Source organism: Pantoea sp. Fr+CA_20 (assembly GCF_024520835.1).
GTDB lineage: Bacteria > Pseudomonadota > Gammaproteobacteria > Enterobacterales > Enterobacteriaceae > Pantoea > Pantoea allii.
In genome coordinates this window covers 369583-392510 of the sequence record NZ_JALNPN010000003.1, presented here as the reverse complement: position 1 = coordinate 392510, position 22928 = coordinate 369583, and the positions used below count along the sequence as shown (strand labels likewise).

Here is a 22928-nt window from a genome sequence, read left to right as displayed (position 1 = left end):
GAGGGAGAGAAATTAAAAGTCCGCCAGCTCGGCGATAGGTTTGCCGGTACGCATTGCCAGAAAGTCCAGCAGGCGGCGCGGCGTGACATTTAACACGCGATCCTCGGGAAAATCCACTTCTCTGGCGATGCGCAGGCAGTGCTCGAAGTTGCCGAGGGTGAAGGCCGTGTGGGAATCCGAGCCAAAGGCCAGCCGTCCGCCCGCTTTGCCGACTGCTTCCGCAATCGCCCGACAGTTATTGGTTACGTAGAAGAAGTTGAAACTGTGAACATCGTACTTTTTAAATTATTTTCTTATAAACACACAATCCTCCTTGATTATTAAGTATTATTTAGTAGAAGATTTATAGAATCTCAATCTATAGGTAGTTCTCTCTACTAATATCATCTTTAATGATGCAGTTTTATGGTTAACCAACATGGGATTAGGATTGATTTTGTAGATAAATTTCAATAGTAATCAATAAGGAAAACATGACAAAAATCAGCGAAAGAATAAAACATGTAAGGATTGAACAAGGCCACTGCTTAATTTGCGGTAAATTCGGCAAACTTAGCAAAGATCATGTCCCTCCTAAAAGTGCCATCACATTGACTCCCATGCTTCAAAAGACCATAACAGAATGGTGGGATACTGAACCTGTAAGAGCAATTGACGCGGTTTCTGGCACTGTCTTTAAAACGATATGTAAGCATTGCAATAATTATGCTTTAGGCTCTAGAGACCAATTTATTTCTGATGTTACAGGAAATTTCACAGATAAATTGAAGCTATATATGCTACATGCAAATGCTCTCTCTGACTATATAAAAGTACCATTTAATTCAGTCGAGTTTTCAAGAGCAATGCTTGGACATTTGATCGCCTCATCATCTGTCGACGAGTGTAAAAAACCTTTGGTTGATACACCTTTCTTTACACCTCTCAGGAGATTTGTTCTTGGAGAAACGAACTCGTTCGAAGATACTCATGACATCTATTACTGGTTCTACCCTAATAGAGCACAGATCACTGCACGTCATGTACTATTTCACAATAATGGCCATAATTGCATATGTAGTGCTATACACTTTTTTCCAATATCTTTTTTAGTTACTTTTAAGGGTGAAGGTACATTTCCTACCCAAGCAGTTAAACTTGCGCTTAAAGATAGAAATTTACACTTTAATGTATCAATGAGAAATGCTGATTATGTTTCATTCCCATTTGTACCATTAAAAGGTAACTCAATGATAATTTTTAACTCAGGCTATACGTGTGTAAGTTATCCAGCTATTAAGGACTAGAGCTTGTGCTGTATTTTTTGCCGCCCTGCAGTTACTTTCTAGACATATAGAATTTAATTTATTCTTCCATATATAGCGCACTACTTTACAAGTATTTTTGCCAGGGGGTTTTCTCCATCATATAATAAACCAATAAAATCCGATTCTTTTTCATTATAATTTTTGATACCCAATGTAGGTTTCTGGCAATTTTTAATGACTGGCAAATTTCATCACAATACATACTGAAACAATAAGGACGACCACCATTATCAGTTTCTTTTTTAGCGTTGTTGCCAATTTTAACCTTATTGATTCATTATCACTCTTTACAAGTACAGAAGATGTTAAATTTTTACTGATTGTTTATTTCCCTTATTCCCCAAGGTTAAAGTACCAAGCCGCATTAACATAAGTACTTATCAATGTCAGAGCTAAAGCTACAACGAGCTTGTTCATTCTCTATGCTCTCCCCGCGCTTTACCAAGAAAATAAGCAGCACCATAACCAATCACAATTGCCCCAAAGAAACCGCACAATTTCAAAGCCAGACTATCGAACACAAACAAAGATGCAAGAGCAATAAAGCTCATCGCTACTGTAATTGTCCCTTCAAGAAGGTGTGCCGAGAGCTTAGCCAGCAAGTTTACAGATTTCATTGTTAATCCTTTTACATCTCTGTGGATGGCTGCTGATAAAGTCCAGGTAGGGTTTCAATTGCTCTTCAACGACGAAGTAAATCATATCAAGCCCTTGTGGCTGTACTTTCCAGTACATCGAATTATAGTGATTTGCCATTCTACGGCTGGCTAAAGCGGCATCTTCTATCAGTCCCTGCCAGAGAACGGTACTGACAGCGAATGAAGTGCTGAAGCGAAACAATGCTTTGTATGCGTAGCTACTGCGAGCATTTTTAATGATTAACATTGCGATTGACTGAGACACAACCACCTGGCCGCCAATTCGCCCACCGATACGTCCCGTGCCGTAGGCCAACTGGTTTTGAACCTTCTCTTTCCCCTGTTCATCAAGTTTGTTGTAGAACTCTGTGATAACAGTGGTGATAAGGCAGCGTAAGGGTTGTTCATTGCTCGCCAGTGATTTCACGACCTGATAGAACCGCTCGTTCTCACGTTCGTTTCTGAGCTGCCGCTCATAGCCTAAAGCACCCGTACTGATATAGGTGCGTTTAGCTCCATAATATGCACTCTGAGGAATTCCCTTAATACTGTCCCATATACCATGAGCAATCATTTTAGCGTCCATATCTTCAACCTTCAGTTGAGCAATGATTAATCTTATCTGATATATCGGAACGTTTTCAAACCGGTGTAAATTGTGGTTTGGCAATATCGTCGGGGCAACGTGTCAACTAAACGGGAAGCAAGTCACGAGAACGATAAAACGCGATAGTAACCTTGCAGTGTTTGTTCAAAACACCACTCTCCACGGCTTTACATATTCGTTAAAAAAGCTATTCCCCTCCTTTATCTGTCACAGGCTGGCTCTTTAACCTTAGCGTCGTCAGATGCCGGACGGCTAAAAAACAATCAGCCTGTAACTCAGTTAACTTAACGCCGAGAATATGCCTTCATGAATGAGCATCCAACAATACGGCACAGAATGAAAAACGCATTCATGCATCAACATTCCTTGAGGAAGCGAAGTTAAAAGTCCGCCAATTCCGGGATCGGTTTGCCGGTTCGCATTGCCAGAAAGTCCAGCAGACGGCGCGGCGTGACATTTAACACGCGATCCTCCGGAAAATCCACTTCTCTGGCGATGCGCAGGCAGTGCTCGAAGTTGCCGAGGGTGAAGGCCGTGTGGGAATCGGAGCCAAACGCCAGCCGTCCGCCCGCTTTGCCGACTGCTTCCGCAATCGCCCGACAGTTGGGTTCACTGCCAGGACGAGAATGGGTAAAGGAGGAGTTGTTGAGCTCCAGCGCCACATCGTAGTGCGCGGCAGCTTCGGCGATAGCGGGAATGTCGACGGGATATTTTGGGTTGCCGGGATGGCTGATGATGTGAACCAGTCCACCCGCCATCGCGGCAATCATCGCCTCGGTATTCTGCGTCAGATCGCGCGGGGCATAAACCGGTTCGTGAAAGCCCGCGACAATCAAATCCAGCGATTCCAGCATCGGTCCGGAGCAGTCAATCTCGCCCTGCTGGTTCTTAATATTGGCCTCGATACCGCGCAGAATCGCCACGCCATCAATGATCCGAGGCCAGATGCGCATATTGACGAAATGCCAGTAGTGCGGTGCATCGGCCATGTCCGGGCCGTGATCGGTAATGGCAAACAGCTTCAGGCCATTTAATTTAGCCTGCGCCACATAGTCATGCAGCGTGCTGTAGGCGTGGGTACTGGCAACCGTGTGCATATGGAGATCTACCGGATACATTATCTGCTCCTGCAAAAAGCCGGTTAAGGCATCAGTGATTAATAGCCACGCTGGCGATCGACGTAGCCCTGAGGATGTCCACCCGCTTCGAGCTGACCGATGGCACGGGCAATAAAATCCATCGCTTCTTCTTTCAGCGTGACCGCCGCATTATGAGGCGTAATTGTTACGCGCGGATGGAACCATAAGGGATGATCGGCAGGCAGCGGCTCGGTCTGAAACACATCCAGTGCGGCGCCCTTCAGCTGTCCGCTATCAAGGGCGGCGAGTAAATCCGCTTCCACCACCTGATCCCCACGGGCGAGGTTAAGGAAAAACGCCCCCTGCGGCAACTGCTGTAACAGCTTATGATCAATCAAATTGCGCGTTTCCGCCGTGCTGGGCAGCAGGTTGATCAGCACCCGGGTTTCACGCAAAAAATCATCCCGCGCTGCCGGTCCGGCAAAGCTGGTCACGCCGGGGATCTGCTTCGCAGAGCGGCTCCAGACGCGCAGCGGAAATCCAAGGGCGCTGAGACTTTCGGCGACCTGCTGCCCAAGCACGCCTGCGCCTAAAATGCCGATGTGAAAGGTTTCACGCGGATATGACGGTAAAGGCTGCCACTGCGCCGACTGCTGCTGCTGTTGATAGTCGTCAAAGCGTCGGAACCAGCCTAATACGCGACACAGCGCGTACTCCTGCATTTGCCGCGCCATGCCGGTGTCTTCCAGCCGATAGAGCGGAACGTTGTCCGTCAGCATATCCGGGTACTGTTGCAGTTGACGCAAGATCTCATCCACACCCGCGCCAAGGGCAAAAACGCCCTTCAGATCATGGCGGCCGCGCAGCATCTCTGGCGGCGGCGAACGCACCAGCGCATAGTCTGCCGGGGCGTTATCACCCGGAGCCCACAGGCGCACGCGGGCCTGGGGCAAACGTTGCTGCAGGCCATGTATCCAGTCCGGTGCGCTCTGCGACGGATGAAACCAGACGATCTCCATACTGCTCTCCTTTTATTTCAGCTTCGGATAAATGTGCACAAGGGCAAGCGGTGCCCTGTAAAAGCATCTTTTTTCTAACATACCGCAAATAAATAATTCCTGCCGCTTCACATTTCCGTCGCACTGAAGGGTGAAAATTGCGGTTAAGGTCTAAAGTTGTTGGGTGGTCAATGCGTTACACAGAGCCGCATTTCGGACAAGGAGAAACACCGATGATGAACACTGAGGTAAAAACGAATAAACGGCCTCAACGCCATGCACCCATTCTGCTTAGCGTGCTACTGAGCGCCAGCGTATTCAGCACCTGGGCAGCAGAGGATTCCCGATTACTGAACACGCAACCGCAGCCGCCGGATGTCCGTTTAGGACCGCTGTTTAATGCCGTGCAACAGGCAAAATTCTACCCCGATCAAAAAACCTTTGCCGACGCGGTACCTAAGTACGATCCCTCGTCAATTCTCGCCGACTGGCAGATGCAGAAAAGCCAGCGCGGCTTTGATTTAAAACGTTTTGTCGCAGCAAATTTCACCCTGCCCACCGATGGCGATAAATACGTGCCACCAGCAGGCCAGAACCTGCGCGACCATATTAATGGCCTGTGGCCGGTGTTAACGCGTACCACCAACAGCGTGGGAAAATATGACTCGCTGCTGTCGCTGCCTAAACCTTATGTGGTGCCGGGCGGGCGCTTCCGTGAGGTCTATTACTGGGACAGCTATTTCACCATGCTGGGCCTGGCAGAAAGCGGCCACTGGGACAAAGTGCAGGATATGGTCGATAACTTTGCTTCCCTGCTGGATCGCTATGGCCACATTCCTAATGGCAACCGGACTTACTACCTGAGCCGATCACAACCGCCGTTCTTTAGCCTGATGGTTGACCTGCTGGCAACGCATGAGGGCGACAAAGCCTACACACGCTATTTGCCCCAGTTGCAAAAAGAGTACGACTACTGGATGGCAGACAGCGACAGCGTTGCGGCAGGCAATGCCAGCAAACGGGTGATCAAGCTGGCCGACGGCACGCTGTTAAATCGCTACTGGGATGCGCGCGACGTTCCGCGCACGGAATCCTGGATGGATGATATTACGACGGCGAATAAAGCCCCGCAGCGTAATAAGGCAGAGATGTACCGCGAACTGCGTGCCGGTGCCGCCTCGGGCTGGGACTTCAGTTCACGCTGGTTTACCGACGCGCACAATCTTTCCACTATCCGCACGACACAGCTGGCACCGGTGGATCTCAACAGCCTGATGTTCCATCTGGAAAAAACCCTGTCCACCGCTTACCGCCTGAACAAGCAGGACGATCGGGCGAGGTTTTTTGCTGACCGGGCAGAAAAACGTCAGGCGGCGATCAACCGTTACCTGTGGGATAGCAAGCAAGGCTGGTACGCCGACTATGACTGGAAGAAACGCCAGATCCATCCACAGCTTACCGCTGCCACGCTGTTTCCGCTCTATATGCAGATCGCCAGTGATAAACAGGCTGACAGCACCGCCAGCGCAGTGGAAAAACAGCTGCTGAAACCGGGCGGTCTGGTGACCACCACGGTGAACAACGGTCAACAGTGGGATGCGCCTAATGGCTGGGCTCCGCTGCAGTGGGTTGCGGTAGAAGGCCTGGAGCACTATAAAAAGCCCCAGCTTGCACAGCAGGTGGGCTTACGTTTCCTGCGTAACGTACAGCTGACCTATGACAAGGAACATAAGCTGGTCGAAAAATATGTGGTGGAGGGTGCGAACCTGGGTGGTGGCGGCGGCGGTGAATATCCGTTACAGGATGGCTTTGGCTGGACCAACGGCGTCACCCTGAAACTGCTGGATAAATATTGCCCGAAAGATAAAACCTGTAACAGCGCACACGATATTCCCGAGGCGCAAAGCAACGCGAAGTAACCGATAGCTGGCCTTCGCCACGATAAAAAAAGGGCCCGCAGTCACCTGCGGGCCCTTTTTTACGTCAAGTTCTGCGTTAACTGCGCACTTTGCGGTAGATAAACAGCACAACGATGGCGCCAATTACCGCGACAACGAAGCTACCGAAGTTGAACCCGTCCACACGGCCAAAGCCGAAGAAGGTACTGATCCAACCACCGACTACGGCACCGATAATACCCAGAATCACGGTAATGATGAAGCCACCACCATCTTTACCTGGCATGATCCACTTCGCCAGGATACCGGCGATTAAACCAAAGATGATCCATGAAATAATACCCATCCGTTACTCCTTCCTTTTGTTAGTCAATGGCGATCGCCTGATTAATCAAGCGGTTCACTGCGCATAGTATAGACATGTTTTTTAAAAATGTAGCGCAAGCAGCTAATGATAGTGGTTATTGTGTTAAAGCTTTATTATTCTCCGCCGATAACGTACGGGTAGTAACAGGATAATTACATGAAAAAGCGTTGCTCATCTGGAGCCAGCAAGTGAAAGAAACCGATAAAGAACAGTACCTGAAACGTGGCACGCTGGCCGTGCTTGGCGTGATGAAGGACCTGCTTCAGTTACAAACACCTTTGCTGGTGAATTTTTCACGCGGGCAGTTTATTAGCCGTATGCTCGCTGCCGATGAAACACGTATCGTTTTTGATCTGGGGAGCAATAACCTGGATAACGACTACGCGCTGCACTGCAATGAAATCACGATTTTTGCCGAAACCCACGGTGCCAAAATTGAATTCGCCCTTGGAACACTGGAAAAAACCGACTTTGAGGGACTGCCTGCTTTTCAGGCCGCCCTGCCGGACGTCCTTTGGCAAATCCAGCGTCGGGAATTTTTCCGTATCAGCGCCCCGATGGACCCGGAGTTTTGGTGTCATTGCCAGTGGCCTGACGGCTCGCCGGCTCGCCTGCGCTTGCAAGATCTGTCCCTGGGCGGGATTGGCGTGCTGGTCGAAGAGGCGATGCCGGAAGGGCTAAAAAGCGGGGATGATTTTAGCAGCCTGCAGGTCGAACTGGGTGAATTCGGTCAGTTCAACGTCAGCGCTAAGCTGATGCACATTGGCGAGCGCAGCATTATTACCAATAAAAATGAGACGAAAGTAACCCCTCGCCTGAGTTTCCGTTTTACCGCGCTTGAACCCCATCAGGAACGGCAGTTACAGCAAATTATTTTTGCCTTAGAGCGCCAGGCGCGCGACAAAGCACAACGCTTCCAGTAACCCGCGATTCACCCTGCGCCGCACACCGGCGGCGCATCCAGGCTATGCTTTCCCTTGCTTTCTCGTTTAACCGGAACCAGCAAGGAGAACATCCCCAATGGAAAACTGGCTCAATTCGCGTCATTTTCAGTCAATTTTTTTCAATCAAACGCTCTGGATCAACAGCGCTGTCGTCATCGTTGCCACCCTGGTCATTTACTGGTTGCTGCGCAGCCTGATTCGTTTTACCTCTAACCGTATTGCCCACTACAGCGAAGCACGCCACGTCCGTTTTACCGGCATTCTGGTCGAGATCTTACGCAGCACCAGCCAGTTGCTGCTGCTGATTTTTTCCCTGCTCATTGCCCTGCGCTTTATCGATTTACCCGATGCCTGGCGCGCCACGATCTCTCACAGCTGGTTTCTGGCCTTGATTGTGCAGATCACCCTGTGGATCGACGGCGGTATTCGTCTGTGGTTAAAAAGCCTGCTGCGCGATCCGCTGCATGTGCGCAACCCTGTCACCACCGTGATTCTGGGGATTTTGCTGCGCATGCTGGTGTGGGTGATGATGCTGTTGGCCATTTTGTCGAACATGGGCATCGACATTACGGCGCTGGTTGCCAGTCTGGGCGTGGGCGGTATTGCTATTGCCCTGGCGATTCAGACGGTACTGAGTGACGTATTTGCCTCGCTGGCGATTGGTTTCGATAAGCCTTTTGAACACGGTGATTTTATTGTGTTTGGCGACATCGCCGGGACGATCGAACACATTGGCCTGAAAACCACGCGACTACGCAGCCTGAGCGGCGAACAGATTGTCTGTTCAAATACCATTCTTCTGCAGCAAACGATCCATAACTACAAGCGCATGCAGCAACGCCGCATCGTGTTTAAGTTTGGTATCAGCTATGCCACCTCTTCTGAGCAGGTGCGCGAGATCAGCGAGCTGGTGAAAACCATCATTCAGGGCATCGAGATGACGCGCTTCGACCGCGCGCATTTTCTGGCGTTTGATGATTCAAAGCTGACGTTCGAAGTGGTCTATTTTGTGTTGAGTGCCGACTACAACCAGTACATGGATATTCAGCAGGAAATCAACCTGCAGCTGATGGCGGCACTCGAAGAACGCAATGTACGCTTTGCCTTCCCTATCCGTCAGGTCGAATTCAGCGGGGGCAGTTTGCCGCCGGTCGATCTCAAGCCGGTTCCCGATGACGATGCGGCCCAGCTACGCCGCGCGAATCGTTAAGCGCCGGGACGAACGGAGGATCGCGGCACGCTGCCCGATCTTCCGCCCTTACCCAGGCTGATAACGACAGCGGGCGACGGCCTGAAGCCAGCCCTGATAGCTGTCCTGCATTTTCTGCGCCAGCTGCGTGCGCGGCATCACGACGTTACCGCCCTGTAATGCCTGCATATCACCGCCCTGCTGCCACCATCCCAACTGTTTACCTGCCAGCAGTGCCGCCCCCAGCGCCGACGCTTCAGCGGTGGGCGCGCAATGCAGCGGACGCTGCAGAACGTCAGCCTGAAACTGCATCAGCCAGCGGTTTTGTGTCGCACTGCCGTCGACGCACAGCGCAGGCAGCGGCTCACCGCTCGCCTTTTCCATGGCGAAAAAGACATCGGCAATTTGCCAGGTAATCGACTCCAGCGCCACCCGCGCCAGCACTGCCGGGGTCGCCGCATCGGTGAGACCACAGAGCATACCGCGGGCTTTTAAATCCCACCAGGGCGCGCCCAGTCCGGACAGTGCCGGGACAAAATAGCAGCCCTGATTATCATCACAGCTTTCTGCCAACGCCGTTAACTGCTGTGGGTCCGTCACACCCAGCATTTTTCCCAGCCAGGCCGCGCCTGAGCCGGTGTGGGTAATATTGCCTTCAAACGCAAAGCGCGGTTGCCCGTCGTGCCACGCCACGGTAGTGCTGAGGCCATTGTCGGTCAGAATCGGCGTTGCCATTGACATCATGAGCGAGGAGCCGGTGCCATAGGTTGCCTTGACCACTTCGGCCTCGCCACGCCGCTGGGCATAGAGCGCCGCGTGAGAGTCGCCAATACGTGCCAGAATTGGGGTGCCTGGCGTCAGACCGGCAATATCGGTTAAGGCGACGACGCCTGCATGACCGGCTGACGCGCTAATCTGTGGCAGCGCGGCGCGCGGCAGGCTGAACAGGGACAACAGTTCATCATCCCAGTCGTTGCTATGCAGGCTGTAAAGCTGCGTGCGTGCCGCATTCGCATGGTCGGTGACGAAGCATTCTCCTGCCGTCAGTTGCCAGGTCAGCCAGCTGTCCACTGTGCCAATGCATAATTCGCCCGCCGCTGCTCTGGCGAAGCCATCAGGCAAGGACGCCAGCATGCCGGTCAGCTTGGCGGCAGGAAACATGGGATCGACCGCCAGCCCGGTCAAGGCGGTAATCGTCGCGGCGCAACCTGACAGATGAAGATCGCGGCAAAACGCTTCCGAGCGTCGGTCCTGCCAGCTTACCAGTGGGGTTAACGGCACGCCGTCGCGGCGCTGCCAGATCAAAACGGATTCGCGCTGATTACTGAGGGCGATCGCCGCTACCGGCGATCCGGCGCACTGGGCCAGGCAGTCGGTTATCGCCTGCCTGACCGCCTGCCAGATAGCCATTGGGTCCTGCTCGGCCAGGCCGGGCTGCGGGTGCAGCAGCGTCAGGCCCTGACTGCCCCGCGCCACCACCTTTCCCTGCCGATCCACCGCCACCGCTTTAGCGTTGGTGGTACCTTCATCGATAGCAAGAATCACCGGCTCATGCATCGTCAGCCTCCTGTGCAGAGGCGCAACGCCTGGGCCGCTACGCTGCTGGCGTCAATGCCATGACAGGCTCGGGTTGAGGCGCGATCGCCGGCAATGGCGTACTCCCCATCGGCAATGCCCAGGCGCAGCAGCCTGACCGCTAAACCATTTTCAGCCAGTACCTCTGCAACCAGGCTGCCCACGCCGCCATTCACGTTATGCTCTTCAACCGTAATCACCGCACGATAGTGGCTCAGCAGATCATGTAACTGCTGAGTATCACAGGGACGAATGGAAGGCACGGCGATCACCGCGGCAGAAACGCCCTGCGTTTTCAGTTGCTCTGCTGCGGTAACGGCTTCATGTACCGTCGAGCCCATGGCAACAAGGGCGATGTCATGGCCTTCGCGCAGCACATCGATTTTGCCGGGTTCAAAGCGGTAATCCTCATCGTGCAACTGCGGCAATGCTTTTCCATCCAGCCGGATGTAAACCGGCCCAACGTGATCAAGGGCATAGTCGATGATTTGGCGGCACTCCACCGGACAGGAAGGCGCGTAAATTTCAATATTGCCAAACCCGCGCAGGATGGCGATATCGTCAATGCTGTGGTGCGTGCTGGCAAGTGGGCCATAGCTGGTCCCCGCATTCAGCCCAAACAGCTTGACGTTGGTATTGTTATAACAGACGTCGATTTTCACCTGTTCGTTGGCGCGCGAGATCAGAAACGGCGCGGCGTTGCAGGTCACGGCCACTTTTCCGCCCAGCGCCAGACCGGCAGCCGTGCCCACCAGCGCCTGCTCGGCGATACCTACGTTGACTAACCGGCCGGGAAAGGCCTTGATGAACGGCGCAATTTTGGCCGTTGAAGTGGAGTCAGCTACCACAGGAACCACATCGATACCGCGTTCAACGGCCGCCATCAGTGCCTCTACCATCACCTCAGCCAGATGTTGTGCATTACTCATCGTTTAACTCCTCCAGTGCCCGGTCGATTTCTTCCCCCTTGGGCACCCGGTGGTGCCATTCAGCTTTGCCCTGAATAAAGGAGATGCCAAAACCTTTTTCCGTGTGCGCGATAATCACCTGCGGCTTGCCCTTTACCGCTGGCTGTTCCAGGGCGCTGACCACCGACGCCATGTCATTGCCGTTGCATTCACTGACCGCCAGGCCAAAGGCGCGCCATTTCTCTGCCAGCGGGTCGGTATTCATAATGTCACGTGTCGATCCCGCCAGCTGTAGCTTGTTTTTGTCGTTAATTACAATCAGGTTATCCAGCCCGTAATGGGCAGCGACCAGCGCGGCTTCCCAGTTACTGCCTTCTGCCAGCTCGCCATCGCCGGTGACGACAAAAATACGCCGCCGACTGTTGCTCTTCTTCGCCGCCAGCGCAATGCCCACTGCCACGGGCAATCCATGTCCCAGCGCACCGGTGTTGAGCTCCACGCCGGGCGTTTTTTGCCGCACCGGGTGTCCCGGTAGCGCCGAATTCGCCTGTTGATAGGTTGCCAGCCAGTCCAGTGGAAAATAACCGGCCTCCGCCAGCACGCAGTAATACCCGCCTACCGCGTGCCCTTTTGACTGAATGTAGATATCACGCTCGTCATCTTTCATACGGTCTGGTGCGCAGTTAAGGATGCGGAAGTAGAGCGCGGTCAGGATCTCCACCTGCGACAGGTCGGCCCCGGTATGGCCGCCTGCCGGGCTGCCGGCATTAAGCTGAATAATGCGACGGCGCACCGACCGCGCCCGTTTTTCAAGCTCATCTACTGAAAGCGTAAAAGGATTCATATCTCACCTTTTGAATTTTAAGTCGACACAGAATATATATTCAGACTGGGCGCAAAACGCCCATCGCTGACAGCGAACACATGCACCGATCAGCGCGATCGGAGCTGTCAGGTGAATATCCTTTCCCTTTATGAATATATATTCAATAATGATTTTATATTCATTGCCACTATGCGCTTTGCGGTCAGTCACGTCTACGGATGAAGTGATAAAAAGCGAAAAGGATCACAAATTGCCGTGGATTGTGATTTTCACGCGAGTGGTTAACAATGACGGCCAGGACACGAGAGGAAACACTGATGGCGAAACAGGATGAACAGCGGCTCATGGTAAAAATTGCCACGCTTTACTATGTCGAAGGCAAGAAGCAGTCCGACATTGCACAGTTACTGAAGCTGTCTCAATCGTTTGTGTCGCGCATCCTGAACCGCAGCGTGAAAGAAGGCGTGGTTAAAATCAGCGTCGTTCCCCCTGCCAATGTCTTTCCGGAACTGGAAAAAGCCCTGGAGCAACGTTATCAACTGCCGCAGGCCATCGTGGTGGACGTGCCTGAACACGCCTCCGCCGGAGAGATCAAACAGGCGATTGGTTCGGCGGCGGCCCACTATCTGGAAACCCGGGTGCGCGCGGATGAACTCATTGGCATCTCCTCATGGAGCGGCACCATTCGCTGTATGGTGGACGCCTTGCATCCCCTTAATACCTCATGTAAAGGCGTGATTCAGTTGCTGGGCGGCGTGGGCGCCAACGGAAACGTGCAGGCCACGATACTGACGCAAAACCTTGCTGCACTGCTGAATTGCCCGGCCTGGCTGCTGCCCTCTCAGTCGATTGAGCACTCAGTGACAGACCGCCAGCGGCTGGCCGCCAATGCGGACGTCGCCGAGGTGCTGAATAAATTTAATGAGGTGGATTTAGCCATTGTCGGGATTGGTGATCTTGAACCCTCTGCGCTGCTGCGTAATTCGGGTAACTATTACGATGCGACCATGTTACGTACCCTGGCCGGGCGCGGGGCAGTCGGCGATATTTGTCTCCACTACTTCGATGAGCAAGGTCAGCCTGTACTGGATGCCGATGAAGATCCGGTAATTGGTATGGAACTGGAACAGGTCCGACAGTGTGCGCAGGTTGTGGCGCTGGCGGGCGGTCAAGAGAAGGCGCAGGCGATTCGCGGGGCGCTGCGTGGCGGCTATGTGAATGTGCTTATCGTGGATTACCCTACCGCAAGGCTTCTGACAGCTTAACGGTTCTCTCCTCACCTGCCGGAAAGGAAGGTGAGGAGAAAACACGGGATCAGCTGTTTGCGCGGTAAGCCGTGGTGACTTTCCACAAGTAACGGGGTGCCTGGGCGGCAGGATGTTTATTTTGCACGTGCTGATAAAACTCGTCCGGCGTCATAGAATTAATCATGGCGATTGCCCGGTCACGATTGCTGGAGAAAGTGCGCAGTAAGGCACCGGCGCCATTAGCATAGGAAACGATGGTGGCGTAACGCAGCGTGAGAGGATCGCGAATCCCTGAAAGCGCAGACTGCTGCAGAATTTTGATGTAGGCAGTACCAATATCAATATTTCTGGCCGGATCGCGCAGCTCTGCGTTGCTTGGCTGACCGTGACGGCCCTGGGTGCGGTACACTTCCCGGCCTGCGGTCGACGCTTTGATCTGCATTAATCCCACCGCATTGGAACGACTGACCACGCCCGGGTTTCCACCGGACTCCACATTAATAATGGCGCTGATCAGTTTTTCGTCCACACCATACTGGTTGGCGGCCGTTTCGGTAAAGAGTGACCAGGTTCCGCTGATGCGTGAAGGCGCGGCCTGAGTTAACGGCGTATTCTTCTCTTTAACGTAGGTATGCGGCGGTTCACTGGCACAGCCCGTCAGCAGCAAGGCTGAAATGACAAAGTAGCGAATTTTAAGCAATTTTTTATCTCGTCGCAGAAGTGGCGGAAGCTATCATACCGAGCCGGCAGAATTGCAAAATTACCGTTTATCCTAATTACAGCAGTCTGATGACATATTTGCGGTTTTTCGCCATTATCGTGATGTCTGTCACTGACTAATTTCAGGAATTTACTATGACGTCACGTTCTATTCGTCTTATTGCCCCTTCAGGCTATTGTCATAATCAGCCCGCTGCCCTGCTCGGGGTGGAACGCCTGCGTGCGGAAGGACATCGCGTCGACAATGACGCCGTTATCGCGCGTCGTTTTCAGCGCTTTGCCGGCACCGACGATGAGCGACTGGGCGATATTAATGAACTGGCTGATTTAGCGACCTTACCCGATATTGTGCTGGCGGTGCGCGGCGGCTATGGCGCGACTCGCCTGCTGCCGTCGGTGGACTATGCGGGCCTGAAGCGCCGTTTTGCGCAGCAGCCGCTGGCGCTCTGTGGGCACAGCGATTTCACCGTACTCCAGTTAGCCCTGCTGCAACATGCTGGCGTCATCAGCTTCAGTGGACCGATGCTGGCGGGCAATTTTGGCGCTGAGGTTTTATCCGAATTTACGCTGCAGCACTTTTGGCATGCGCTGACATCACCTACAGTCAAGGTGGCCTGGCAGAGCACGACGCCCGATCAGGGTCGCTGGCAGGGGACGCTGTGGGGCGGGAATCTGGCGATGATCAGCTCGTTGATTGGCACACCGTGGATGCCGCAGATTGAGAACGGCATTCTGGTAATTGAAGATGTTAACGAGCATCCGTTCCGCATTGAACGCATGCTGCTTCAGTTACATCAGTGCGGCATTCTGGCCCGGCAGCAGGCGATTATTACCGGCAGTTTCACCAGCACCGCCCTGTCTGAGTACGACAACGGATTTGATTTTTCCACGGTCTGGCAGCGCATTCGTGACATTAGCGGTCTGCCGGTCATCAGCGATCTGGACTTCGGTCACGGTCCGGATACCGTCACGTTACCTTTGGGTGCCACGGCAACGTTGCAGGTGAATCAGGGTCAGGTGGCATTACAGGCAAGCGGACATCCCGTATTGCACACATAGCTGAAGTTGCAGGAGATCGACATTGAAGCCGCTGTATGACGATTTGTGGATCTCAACGCCGGAATTCCCGGAAGAAGATACCGAAGACATAATGATGCATGGTTTTTTACTGCGTCATCCGCGCGGCAATTTACTGATTGGCCGGGTTGAAAACCCGCTGGATCATGAGGTACTGGCCGATGATAACGGTGTGATCCGGCATTATCTGACCCACTGGCACGAATCCGCGCCCGGCGCGGCGCGCATTCAGCAGCGCTTTAACAGCGCGCTCTATTGTCACAGCCGCTCACTGGGGCAGATTAGCCGTTTTGTGGAGCCGGACGACACCTTTACTCAGCAGGAAACCCATTTCGGTGATTTTCATCTGTTGCCGACGCCTGGTCATACGCCGGGCAGTTGCAGCTACCTTTACCATTCACCTGTTGGTCTGACCTACTTATTTGTTGGCGATACGCTGACGCGTCATCATGACCGCTGGGTCACTGTGCTGGTGCCCGAGAGTAATCCTGCCGAATTAGCCGCTTCGCTGGAGCTTTACCGCACCCTGCGACCGGATGTGGTGCTGATGAGCACCACACGCGGTCACCTGTCCTGGCAGAAAGTGACCCTGCCCGGCTGGCTGGCTGCTATCGATGAAGCAGAGTTGCAACCGCTGGATCTACGCCAGCAGGTGCTGCTGTAATTACAGGACTTTGGTCAGATAGTGACGCTGATGATGACGGATATACTGGTCGAGCGTTAAACGGACGCCGTAACCCAACTTTTCATAAAACGGCCGCGCCTGAAAACTGCCGGTATCCACCTGGGCAAAACGGCATCCTCGCTGGCGCGCTTCCTGCTCGGCCGCCAACACCAGACGGCTGCCGGTGCCCTGCCCACGAAGCGTATGACTGACCCAGAGTAAATCGATACGTAGCCAGTTACCGGTCGTGGTACCGGTCAGTCCTGCCAGCTTCTTTCCCTGCGGATCGTAGATAAACAGCCCCAGCGGTTGAATTAACGCCGCATCATAAAACTTGCTGTTATGGGCATTCAGGCCCAGCCGGAGTTCATCCAGATCTTTACTGGTCACTTTGTCAGTAACGGTAATCTGCATTCGCCTTCCTTATCGCGGCGGATCAAGAGTCGTTACGCTGCCTGTCGTCATAACGTTCCAGGCTCAGGGCGTCCACATCACGCATCGCGCTGCGGCTGCATGGCACCAGCTTGTCGCTGTCATGGTAAACGAAGAAGGTGTCGAGGTTGCTTTTGTTGACGATAAGCTGGTCGCCATTGCGAAAGCGCGTAATGGCAACATTATCGCCCCCATTAATACGGGTGTGCAGCTGTCCCGCCGCAATCTGGAAATGCTGTTGAGGCCAGGAAAGGGTACTCAGGCCATATTCCGCCCGTGAAATGGTCATGGTGGGTCGTCCGGGACAATGAAGCTGGAATTCGCTTTCGCTCCACGCTGACGCGCTGTAACAGGCCAACAGGCACAGGGCAAGACGGGCTGCTTTCATCTGATTCCTCCGCTGAATAGGTGATTCCACACTGTCAGAGGAGTTTACCACAGACAAAGCCAGGCGAAGAAAGAGCGGAAAGATTACCGCTGTGGGTCGGGCATAGCGGAGGGCTATGCGTTCAGATGCGCTTTGAACAACGAAAAACGGAACCGGCGGCAGGGTAGCTGTCAGGCCACCAATGCCCTATTCTGCCGCAACTTCAGCCGCGACCAGCATCAACGCCAGACCGGCCTCTTCGCTGTCGAAGCTGCTCATGACGTCGCGAATGTCAGATGCACAGGCAATCACCTGCTGCCTTTTTTCTGCATCCAGTGCTTCGATGGCGTGGCGAATAATCATCAGGCTGGCTTCTTCTTCTTTCATCATTTATCCCTGAATTTGCTTAAGCGATACGCAAAGATGGCAAGAATAACGTTTATTCGACCTCAAAGTCATCTTTTGCATTTCTGTTGCTTAACGATTGAACAAAGCGCAAATCAGCCTGTGTAGCAGAACTGCTATGATCATGTTATTTGTGGCGTTACACGATAGAATCGTTCACCGCTTTCATGGACTCGGGCAGGAACAGGATATGTTGCGATCGCTGGTTTTCATTTTTATGGCACTGCTCACGGGCTGCTCATCGTCGCCGAAAGGCGTGGACTGTCCGGGCGAAGTCAGCACCCTTTACGGGCAGTCGCTGGGCCAGACCCAGGGCACTATTTTCGATCTGGTGACATCCTTTCGCGTCAGTCGTGACGGCGCCAGCGTGCAGAGCGGCCCGCTGCAGTCGCAGGATCGCTTTCAGTACATTCCTTCCGCCGTGACGCGCGAAGGTTACTACGCGCAACGTCTGTCGGATAAACAGTTCCGGTTGATCAATCCTTATCAGGACACCCTGATCACCTGGACCTGCCCGTAAAGGGGTGATTCCTGTCACGGGATGATATAGTGTCAGGAAACGTCAAGCGACAGGTCATCCTTCACATGGAAAAGCGTCTGGATAACAACGGCTATATCGATTTCCCCTTCCCTGCGACCCGCAATGAAGACGGCACCCTGAACCCGTGCGGCATCGATTTAACGCTGGAGACGGAACGCCTGGAAGAAATTCTTGTGCTTCGCCATTCTGCTAACCTGCAGCGCCTGGTCGAAGAGGTGAATCTTCAGGACGGGTTATTTATGACGCTGGCCTGCGACTGGCAGCAGCAGGAAAACGCCGTGTGCGGTTTTATCGATGTTGCCTTTCGTCCCGAATTGCCTGGCCATCCCCATGATGAGGCGCTGCAGCTGGAAGCCGCGTTTTATGCCTACCTGAAAGAACAGGCGCAACAGCATGCGCTGGCAGAGGATGCTCTGGTTAACTATGCCCGATCCGTGCTTGACTGGGGCTGGTCACCGCTGCAGCAACGCCAGCGCCGCTACGAAAAAATCACCATTCAGTATTACTGCCCGCAGTCTGATGATGCGGAATGGTGCTTTGACCATCTCCGTCACTTTCTGGTGAGCTGGTATCCCAAACACATCGCGTCCCCCCATCGTCTCGTGGAATGAAACAGCTGGTAATGATTTTTCTCCTCCCCGATTCGCGCGGCGTTGGTCATCGCGCTTTCCCGCTTCATGCCCCTGCCTGAGCGCCTTGTGGGGTAAAAAAGGCCCCTTGCGACCGGTGTTTTCATCTGGTCATCGCGCACTCAGCAGAAGATTAATGCGCCCTGGAGCAGCACGACGGCAAAGGTTTGCTACGCTTTAAGTGACTGTGATAACCAAGGAGATGAAGCATGTCAGGAAAAATTGAAGATGCAGTAAAAGAAGTCGCCGGTGCCGCAGAGCAACAATGGGGTGAGTTTACCGACTCCCCGCGTCATCGTGCCCGTGGTGCAGCTCGCCGCTACACCAACCAGGCATCCTACGCCGCTCGTGATGCCGCTGATTGCATCAAAGATCAGGTACAGTCTAACCCGTTTGCGGGTCTGGCCGTGGCCGCCGGTGTTGGCGTGGTGCTTGGCTTCCTGCTGAGCCGCAAATAAGTATCAAAAACGGGAGCGCTTGCTCCCGTTTTACCCTCACGCCAGATCCCGCAGATGATCGTCTTTATTCAACGTCATTAGTGCCGGTATAGAGATCAGCGCGGTCGCCATCATATACCACGCCGGAATATCCAGATTTCCCGTCTGCTTAATCAACCCGGTAATAATCAGCCCGGCACAGCCTGAAAAAACGGCATTCGAGAGTGAATACGACAGCCATAAATACCACCAGCGCTTTGCTGTATAGCGTGGCCGTTTCCGCCTGCAGCACCTTCAGCAACGGCATCGCTGATATCAGTAACAGCACACTGGCCACCACCATCACCCGACGTCGCCCCACTCTGTCACTCAACATGCCCGCCGGAATAATGGTGACCGCGAATCCCAGATTAGAGATCACGGCAATCAGCAACGCCTGATGCTGCCCGGTGTGCAGCGCAGACTGCAGATAGGTTGGCATAATTACCAGGCAGGTATAACCCGCCGCTGACCACAGCATCACGCGCGCAATCGCCAGCAGAATGCTTTTTAATGTTTGTCCCCGATCCGCGTGAACGACCTGCTGCTGTTGCTGGCGCACAAAGCCCGGCGTTTCGTCCATGGCCAGCCGCAACCAGAGCGCGACCATTCCCAGCGGCAACGCCAGGATAAAGGGAATCCGCCAGCCCCAGGCCAGCATGGCTGGCGGACTGAGCGTATACGACAGCAGCGCCACCAGCCCGATCCCTGCCAGCAGGCCGAGTGCGACGGTCAGCGACTGCCATGCGCCATACAGGCCGCGCTTGCCGCGCGGCGCAAACTCGGTCATCAGAGACACCGCGCCGCCGTATTCGCCCCCGGCAAAAAGCCCCTGCAGGATGCGCATCCCGGTCAGCATCAGCGGTGCCGCAATGCCCACCGAGGCATAGGTGGGCACGAGGCCGATGGCCGTGGTCGCCAGCGTCATCAGTACCAGCACCATAATCAGCGTGGGTTTACGACCGATACGATCGCCAATTCGACCAAACACCAGCGCGCCCAGTGGCCGAAAGAAAAACGCGACTGCAAATGAGGCCCAGGTCAGAATCAGACCGCTCAGCGCCGACTCGCCCTGTAACTGAAAAAAGTTCTGGGCAATCAGCGTGGCGAGAAAGCCATAAATGGCGAACTCATACCATTCAATAAAGTTGCCCACTGAACCCGCAACCAGTGCGCGTCGGTGTTGCTTTACCTGGGGTGAAGCGGTTTCCATTTGACTCTCCTCACGTTGCCGTCTGCAAAACCAGTACGGTGATAAGAGAGATAGTATAGAATTCCAGCAGATAAGGTTATGTATCCCAGACGAGAATAATGACATCACAACATCACGCCCTTTTCAGCCACCTGAGCCGCGTGCTCAGCGCCGAGAGCAATACTCCGCTCTATAAACGTTTTACGCAGGTCATTAAAGATGCCGTGCGCGACGGATTGCTGCGTAATGAAGAGGTGCTGCCCAGCGAACGCGACTTTTCTCAACAACTGGGTATTTCACGCATCACGGTGCGTAAGGCGATGGATGCGCTTGCTCAGGAAGGGATCGTTCACCGCTCGCGTGGCTATGGCACGCAGATTTGTAGCGCACTGGAATACTCGCTGAAAGAGCCACAAGGGTTTTCACAACAGGTGGTCTTGCGCGGTAAAAAGCCCGACACGGAATGGCTGCAAAAGCATCGCATCCGCTGTGAACATGCGATCGCACAAAAGTTGCAGTTGCCGCCGGGCAGCGAGGTGTATTTGCTGAAGCGGCTGCGTTATGTCGATCAGCAGGCCGTGTCGGTGGAAACCTCCTGGGTGCCGTGCGAATTAATTAACGATGCCAGCGACATCGGCATTTCGCTGTACGACTACTTTCGCCGCCACCAGATTCAGCCGGTAAAAACGCAAAGCCGCGTCAGCGCGCAGATGCCGGATGCTGAATTACAGCGCCTGATCGCCCTGCCCGAGCTGATCCCGGTACTGGTGATTAAGCAGCTGGCGCTGGATGCACATGAGCGCCCACTGGAATACAGCATCAGCTACTGCCGCAGTGATATGTACGTGTTTATTGCCGAGTAAGGCACTGCTGCCAGTGGTGGATCAGGGCTGCCCGATCGGGGGCGGTGTCGCCGCCACGCTGCGACACCACAAAGGATGCGACCGCGTTGCCCAGCGCCACGGCGTTTTCAAGTGGCCAGTCAGATGCCAGCGCGGCCAGTAAGCCCGCAGTATGGCTGTCGCCGGCACCGATGGAATCGACCACGGTTGTTTTGAATGCCGCTCGCCAGCCATGCTGTCCGTGATGGCTGAACCCGGCACCTTCACTGTCCAGCCGCACCACCAGCGGGCTGGAAAAATAGTCAGACCACCGGGCGATCAACGCCTGCGCACTAAAACGCTCAGGTATCGCTAAACGCTGGTGCCAGACGTGTTCCGCTTCCTGTCGGTTAAGAGTAATCACGGGCTGCAGCGCCATCAGCCGCTGCCAGTGATGCTGGCTGATATGCGGCAGACGCGGGCCAAAATCGATCAGCAGCCGTTGCCTGTTCGCCACTTCCTCCAGCCACGGCACCAGGATTTCTGCATTTTTACCGCTGAGTTGATAACCCGACACATACAGCCAACCGTCCTCTTGAAGGGGGACAGACGCCAGCATCGCCTCATCCCACTGGTTTTCCACCCCGGCCATCGACAGAAACGTCCGCTCACCGTCGGGTTCGACCAGCGCCAGGCACCAACCGTTGTCGCCCTTACGGGTTTCCGTGACGCTGGTCAGGCCACAGGACGCCAGTTTTTTCCGCACCTGATCGGCCCAGATGCCCTGGCCCAGCGGTAACGCGTTTACGGCATCCAGCCCCAGCCGGTGCAGGGCCAGCGCCACGTTCAGCGCGCAGCCACCTACGCTCAGGCTTTGCTGCTGAAGCTCGCTGTCACCGCCGCGCTGGGGAAGCTGTTCGGTGTGCGCGATGACATCCACGACGGCCGCGCCCAGTACACAGATTGCGGCCTTATTATGTAATGTCGCTACGCTGCGCGGATCAAGCATATGCTGCCTCCCGCTTCTGGCGAAAAGCAGTAAACGCACGGCTGTACGCTTCGAAGTCCAGTTGATTGACGCTGTCCAGCTGCTGCCTCAACGCGGGATCGATAGCGTCGATACCGTTAAGCGCGCCACAGATAGCAACGGCCATTGCACCAATGGTGTCCGTATCTCCGCCAAGGTTCGCGCAAAGAATGGCACAGCGATTGGGATCGGTCTTTGCCAGCTCAACCATGGCAATGGCGGCGGGCACCGACTCGATGGTGCTGGTGCCCGTTCCCACCAGCGCATAGATTTGATCCATAGTGGATTCAATACCGCGTCCCTGCTCAACCACCGAAAACGCCAGTTCCAGACGCGCGGCCATCGACGCACTAAAGGTGGTTATCTGTCGTTCCTGCGCCGCCCGGGCAACGGCGGGCAGTGCGTCACGTATTTGCCCCCAGCCTGCGCCCTCCACGGCACGTGAAACAGCCCAGGCAATCACGGTCGCCCCGGCAATCGCCACATCGGCCTTGTGCGTTGGGCTGGATGCCAGCGCGACCGCATCAATAAAACCCTCTAAATCACGCGCGGGCAACAGGCAGCCCAGCGGAGAAATACGCATGGCCGCACCATTCGTCAGGCCGTTATTTTCCAGCGTGCTAATCGGCTGACCGGCCTGTAAGGCACGCAGGGCAATTTTTGAGGTTGGCCCCAATACATTTTTATTAAAAGCATCAAACCCTTCCGCCCAGCGCAGGATATTCATCCCAATCGTTTCAGCGACGATCTCGCCATCGTGGCTGATGATGGCATCTGCCAGCGCCAGCGCCATGGAGGTATCGTCGGTGAATTCGGCGCGGCCAAAATAGCAGGCTGCGTTGTTCTCCGCCGGGCCGGGCAAAAAGCGATCTATCCAGCCAAAGTGCTGTTTCACGCGGCTACGCGGCCACAGCTCTGACGGCATGCCCATGGCATCGCCAAGTGCCTGACCATAAAACGCGCCGGTAATCCGTTGTTGTGGGGTAATCATTTT

General features: G+C 54.2%; 25 protein-coding genes and 2 pseudogenes. 11 read left to right on the top strand and 16 right to left on the bottom strand.

Annotated elements, in window-relative coordinates; genetic code table 11:
* Positions 1-12: 12 nt before the first annotated feature.
* Positions 13-237: pseudogene (locus NR177_RS06735) on the bottom strand (phosphatase); the annotation flags it as partial.
* Between the two features lie 236 nt (positions 238-473).
* Here NR177_RS06735 and NR177_RS06730 point away from each other — a divergent pair.
* Positions 474-1286: a chaperonin gene (locus NR177_RS06730; RefSeq protein ID WP_256852505.1), complete on the top strand. Its 813-nt coding sequence runs from the start codon at positions 474-476 to the stop codon at positions 1284-1286.
* 434 nt (positions 1287-1720) lie between these two features.
* Here the strand turns inward: NR177_RS06730 and NR177_RS06725 are convergent, their stop codons facing one another.
* The 4 genes from NR177_RS06725 to ghrA all read right to left on the bottom strand — a co-directional run bounded on the left by NR177_RS06725 (position 1721) and on the right by ghrA (position 4650).
* Positions 1721-1924 carry a hypothetical protein gene (locus tag NR177_RS06725; RefSeq protein WP_109716113.1) on the bottom strand — a complete coding sequence of 68 codons (204 nt, stop codon included), beginning with the start codon at positions 1922-1924 and terminating at the stop codon, positions 1721-1723.
* A complete protein-coding gene (locus tag NR177_RS06720; RefSeq protein WP_256852504.1) occupies positions 1899-2531 on the bottom strand; it encodes a hypothetical protein in 633 nt (210 codons plus the stop codon). Before NR177_RS06720 ends, NR177_RS06725 begins: the two co-directional genes overlap by 26 nt.
* 401 nt (positions 2532-2932) lie before the next feature.
* The gene (locus NR177_RS06715) at positions 2933-3670 is read right to left on the bottom strand and encodes a phosphatase (RefSeq protein ID WP_145394728.1); all 738 of its coding nucleotides are present in this window, start codon (positions 3668-3670) and stop codon (positions 2933-2935) included.
* Positions 3671-3708: 38 nt separating this feature from the next.
* Positions 3709-4650 carry a glyoxylate/hydroxypyruvate reductase GhrA gene (gene ghrA, locus NR177_RS06710; protein WP_096012380.1) on the bottom strand — a complete coding sequence of 314 codons (942 nt, stop codon included), beginning with the start codon at positions 4648-4650 and terminating at the stop codon, positions 3709-3711.
* A gap of 212 nt (positions 4651-4862) precedes the next feature.
* On the opposite strand from ghrA, the gene treA reads away from it, so the two are divergent.
* Complete coding sequence (treA, locus tag NR177_RS06705; protein WP_109716110.1) at positions 4863-6548, top strand: alpha,alpha-trehalase TreA; 1686 nt, start codon at positions 4863-4865, stop codon at positions 6546-6548.
* Between the two features lie 76 nt (positions 6549-6624).
* Here treA and NR177_RS06700 read toward each other — a convergent pair whose 3' ends face one another.
* Positions 6625-6873: a GlsB/YeaQ/YmgE family stress response membrane protein gene (locus NR177_RS06700; protein WP_063879150.1), complete on the bottom strand. Its 249-nt coding sequence runs from the start codon at positions 6871-6873 to the stop codon at positions 6625-6627.
* 209 nt (positions 6874-7082) lie between these two features.
* On the opposite strand from NR177_RS06700, the gene NR177_RS06695 reads away from it, so the two are divergent.
* Together NR177_RS06695 and NR177_RS06690 are read left to right on the top strand one after the other, a co-directional pair.
* Positions 7083-7817, top strand: a complete 735-nt coding sequence (locus NR177_RS06695) for a flagellar brake protein (protein WP_096012378.1) — start codon at positions 7083-7085, stop codon at positions 7815-7817.
* 97 nt (positions 7818-7914) lie between these two features.
* Positions 7915-9048 carry a mechanosensitive ion channel family protein gene (locus tag NR177_RS06690; RefSeq protein ID WP_063879148.1) on the top strand — a complete coding sequence of 378 codons (1134 nt, stop codon included), beginning with the start codon at positions 7915-7917 and terminating at the stop codon, positions 9046-9048.
* Between the two features lie 48 nt (positions 9049-9096).
* On the opposite strand, the gene NR177_RS06685 is transcribed toward NR177_RS06690, so the two are convergent.
* The 3 genes from NR177_RS06685 to NR177_RS06675 are packed head-to-tail and all read right to left on the bottom strand — an operon-like array spanning position 9097 to position 12354.
* Positions 9097-10584: an FGGY family carbohydrate kinase gene (locus NR177_RS06685; protein ID WP_256852503.1), complete on the bottom strand. Its 1488-nt coding sequence runs from the start codon at positions 10582-10584 to the stop codon at positions 9097-9099.
* Between the two features lie 2 nt (positions 10585-10586).
* Entirely contained in the window at positions 10587-11531 is a 945-nt protein-coding gene (locus NR177_RS06680; protein ID WP_256852502.1) for a transketolase family protein, read from the bottom strand.
* Positions 11524-12354 (bottom strand): transketolase, encoded by an 831-nt coding sequence (locus NR177_RS06675; protein WP_109716107.1) that lies wholly within the window; start codon positions 12352-12354, stop codon positions 11524-11526. The genes NR177_RS06680 and NR177_RS06675 overlap by 8 nt, the downstream gene beginning before the upstream one ends.
* A gap of 299 nt (positions 12355-12653) precedes the next feature.
* On the opposite strand from NR177_RS06675, the gene NR177_RS06670 reads away from it, so the two are divergent.
* Positions 12654-13601 (top strand): sugar-binding transcriptional regulator, encoded by a 948-nt coding sequence (locus NR177_RS06670; protein ID WP_145394742.1) that lies wholly within the window; start codon positions 12654-12656, stop codon positions 13599-13601.
* Between the two features lie 49 nt (positions 13602-13650).
* Here NR177_RS06670 and emtA read toward each other — a convergent pair whose 3' ends face one another.
* Positions 13651-14283, bottom strand: coding sequence for a membrane-bound lytic murein transglycosylase EmtA (gene emtA, locus NR177_RS06665; RefSeq protein ID WP_096012376.1), 633 nt, complete (start codon positions 14281-14283; stop codon positions 13651-13653).
* A gap of 155 nt (positions 14284-14438) precedes the next feature.
* Here emtA and ldcA point away from each other — a divergent pair, with 155 nt between their 5' ends.
* A complete protein-coding gene (gene ldcA, locus NR177_RS06660; RefSeq protein WP_145394744.1) occupies positions 14439-15362 on the top strand; it encodes a muramoyltetrapeptide carboxypeptidase in 924 nt (307 codons plus the stop codon).
* Between the two features lie 22 nt (positions 15363-15384).
* Positions 15385-16044 carry an MBL fold metallo-hydrolase gene (locus NR177_RS06655; RefSeq protein ID WP_256852501.1) on the top strand — a complete coding sequence of 220 codons (660 nt, stop codon included), beginning with the start codon at positions 15385-15387 and terminating at the stop codon, positions 16042-16044.
* On the opposite strand, the gene NR177_RS06650 is transcribed toward NR177_RS06655, so the two are convergent.
* The 3 genes from NR177_RS06650 to NR177_RS06640 form a co-directional block, all read right to left on the bottom strand.
* Positions 16045-16458, bottom strand: a complete 414-nt coding sequence (locus NR177_RS06650) for a GNAT family N-acetyltransferase (protein ID WP_256852500.1) — start codon at positions 16456-16458, stop codon at positions 16045-16047. It lies immediately after the preceding gene.
* Positions 16459-16480: 22 nt separating this feature from the next.
* Positions 16481-16864, bottom strand: a complete 384-nt coding sequence (locus tag NR177_RS06645) for a hypothetical protein (RefSeq protein ID WP_063879140.1) — start codon at positions 16862-16864, stop codon at positions 16481-16483.
* Positions 16865-17050: 186 nt separating this feature from the next.
* Complete coding sequence (locus NR177_RS06640) at positions 17051-17230, bottom strand: hypothetical protein (RefSeq protein WP_063879139.1); 180 nt, start codon at positions 17228-17230, stop codon at positions 17051-17053.
* Positions 17231-17438: 208 nt separating this feature from the next.
* Between NR177_RS06640 and NR177_RS06635 the strand changes: the two genes are divergently transcribed.
* From NR177_RS06635 to NR177_RS06625, 3 genes are all read left to right on the top strand, one after another.
* A complete protein-coding gene (locus NR177_RS06635) occupies positions 17439-17768 on the top strand; it encodes a hypothetical protein (protein WP_063879138.1) in 330 nt (109 codons plus the stop codon).
* Between the two features lie 65 nt (positions 17769-17833).
* Positions 17834-18400, top strand: coding sequence for a hypothetical protein (locus tag NR177_RS06630; RefSeq protein ID WP_096012371.1), 567 nt, complete (start codon positions 17834-17836; stop codon positions 18398-18400).
* A gap of 227 nt (positions 18401-18627) precedes the next feature.
* The gene (locus NR177_RS06625) at positions 18628-18876 is read left to right on the top strand and encodes a YqjD family protein (protein WP_096012370.1); all 249 of its coding nucleotides are present in this window, start codon (positions 18628-18630) and stop codon (positions 18874-18876) included.
* A 36-nt stretch (positions 18877-18912) separates the two neighbouring features.
* Here NR177_RS06625 and NR177_RS06620 read toward each other — a convergent pair.
* Positions 18913-20107 (bottom strand): annotated as a pseudogene (locus NR177_RS06620) (MFS transporter).
* A gap of 98 nt (positions 20108-20205) precedes the next feature.
* Between NR177_RS06620 and NR177_RS06615 the strand changes: the two are divergent.
* On the top strand, positions 20206-20949 hold the full coding sequence (locus tag NR177_RS06615) for a GntR family transcriptional regulator (protein ID WP_096012368.1): 744 nt from the start codon (positions 20206-20208) through the stop codon (positions 20947-20949).
* Here NR177_RS06615 and NR177_RS06610 read toward each other — a convergent pair.
* Complete coding sequence (locus NR177_RS06610; protein WP_256852499.1) at positions 20936-21916, bottom strand: PfkB family carbohydrate kinase; 981 nt, start codon at positions 21914-21916, stop codon at positions 20936-20938. The genes NR177_RS06615 and NR177_RS06610 overlap by 14 nt on opposite strands.
* Entirely contained in the window at positions 21909-22925 is a 1017-nt protein-coding gene (locus tag NR177_RS06605; RefSeq protein ID WP_256852498.1) for an ADP-ribosylglycohydrolase family protein, read from the bottom strand. Before NR177_RS06605 ends, NR177_RS06610 begins: the two co-directional genes overlap by 8 nt.
* Between the last annotated feature and the right edge of the window lie 3 nt (positions 22926-22928).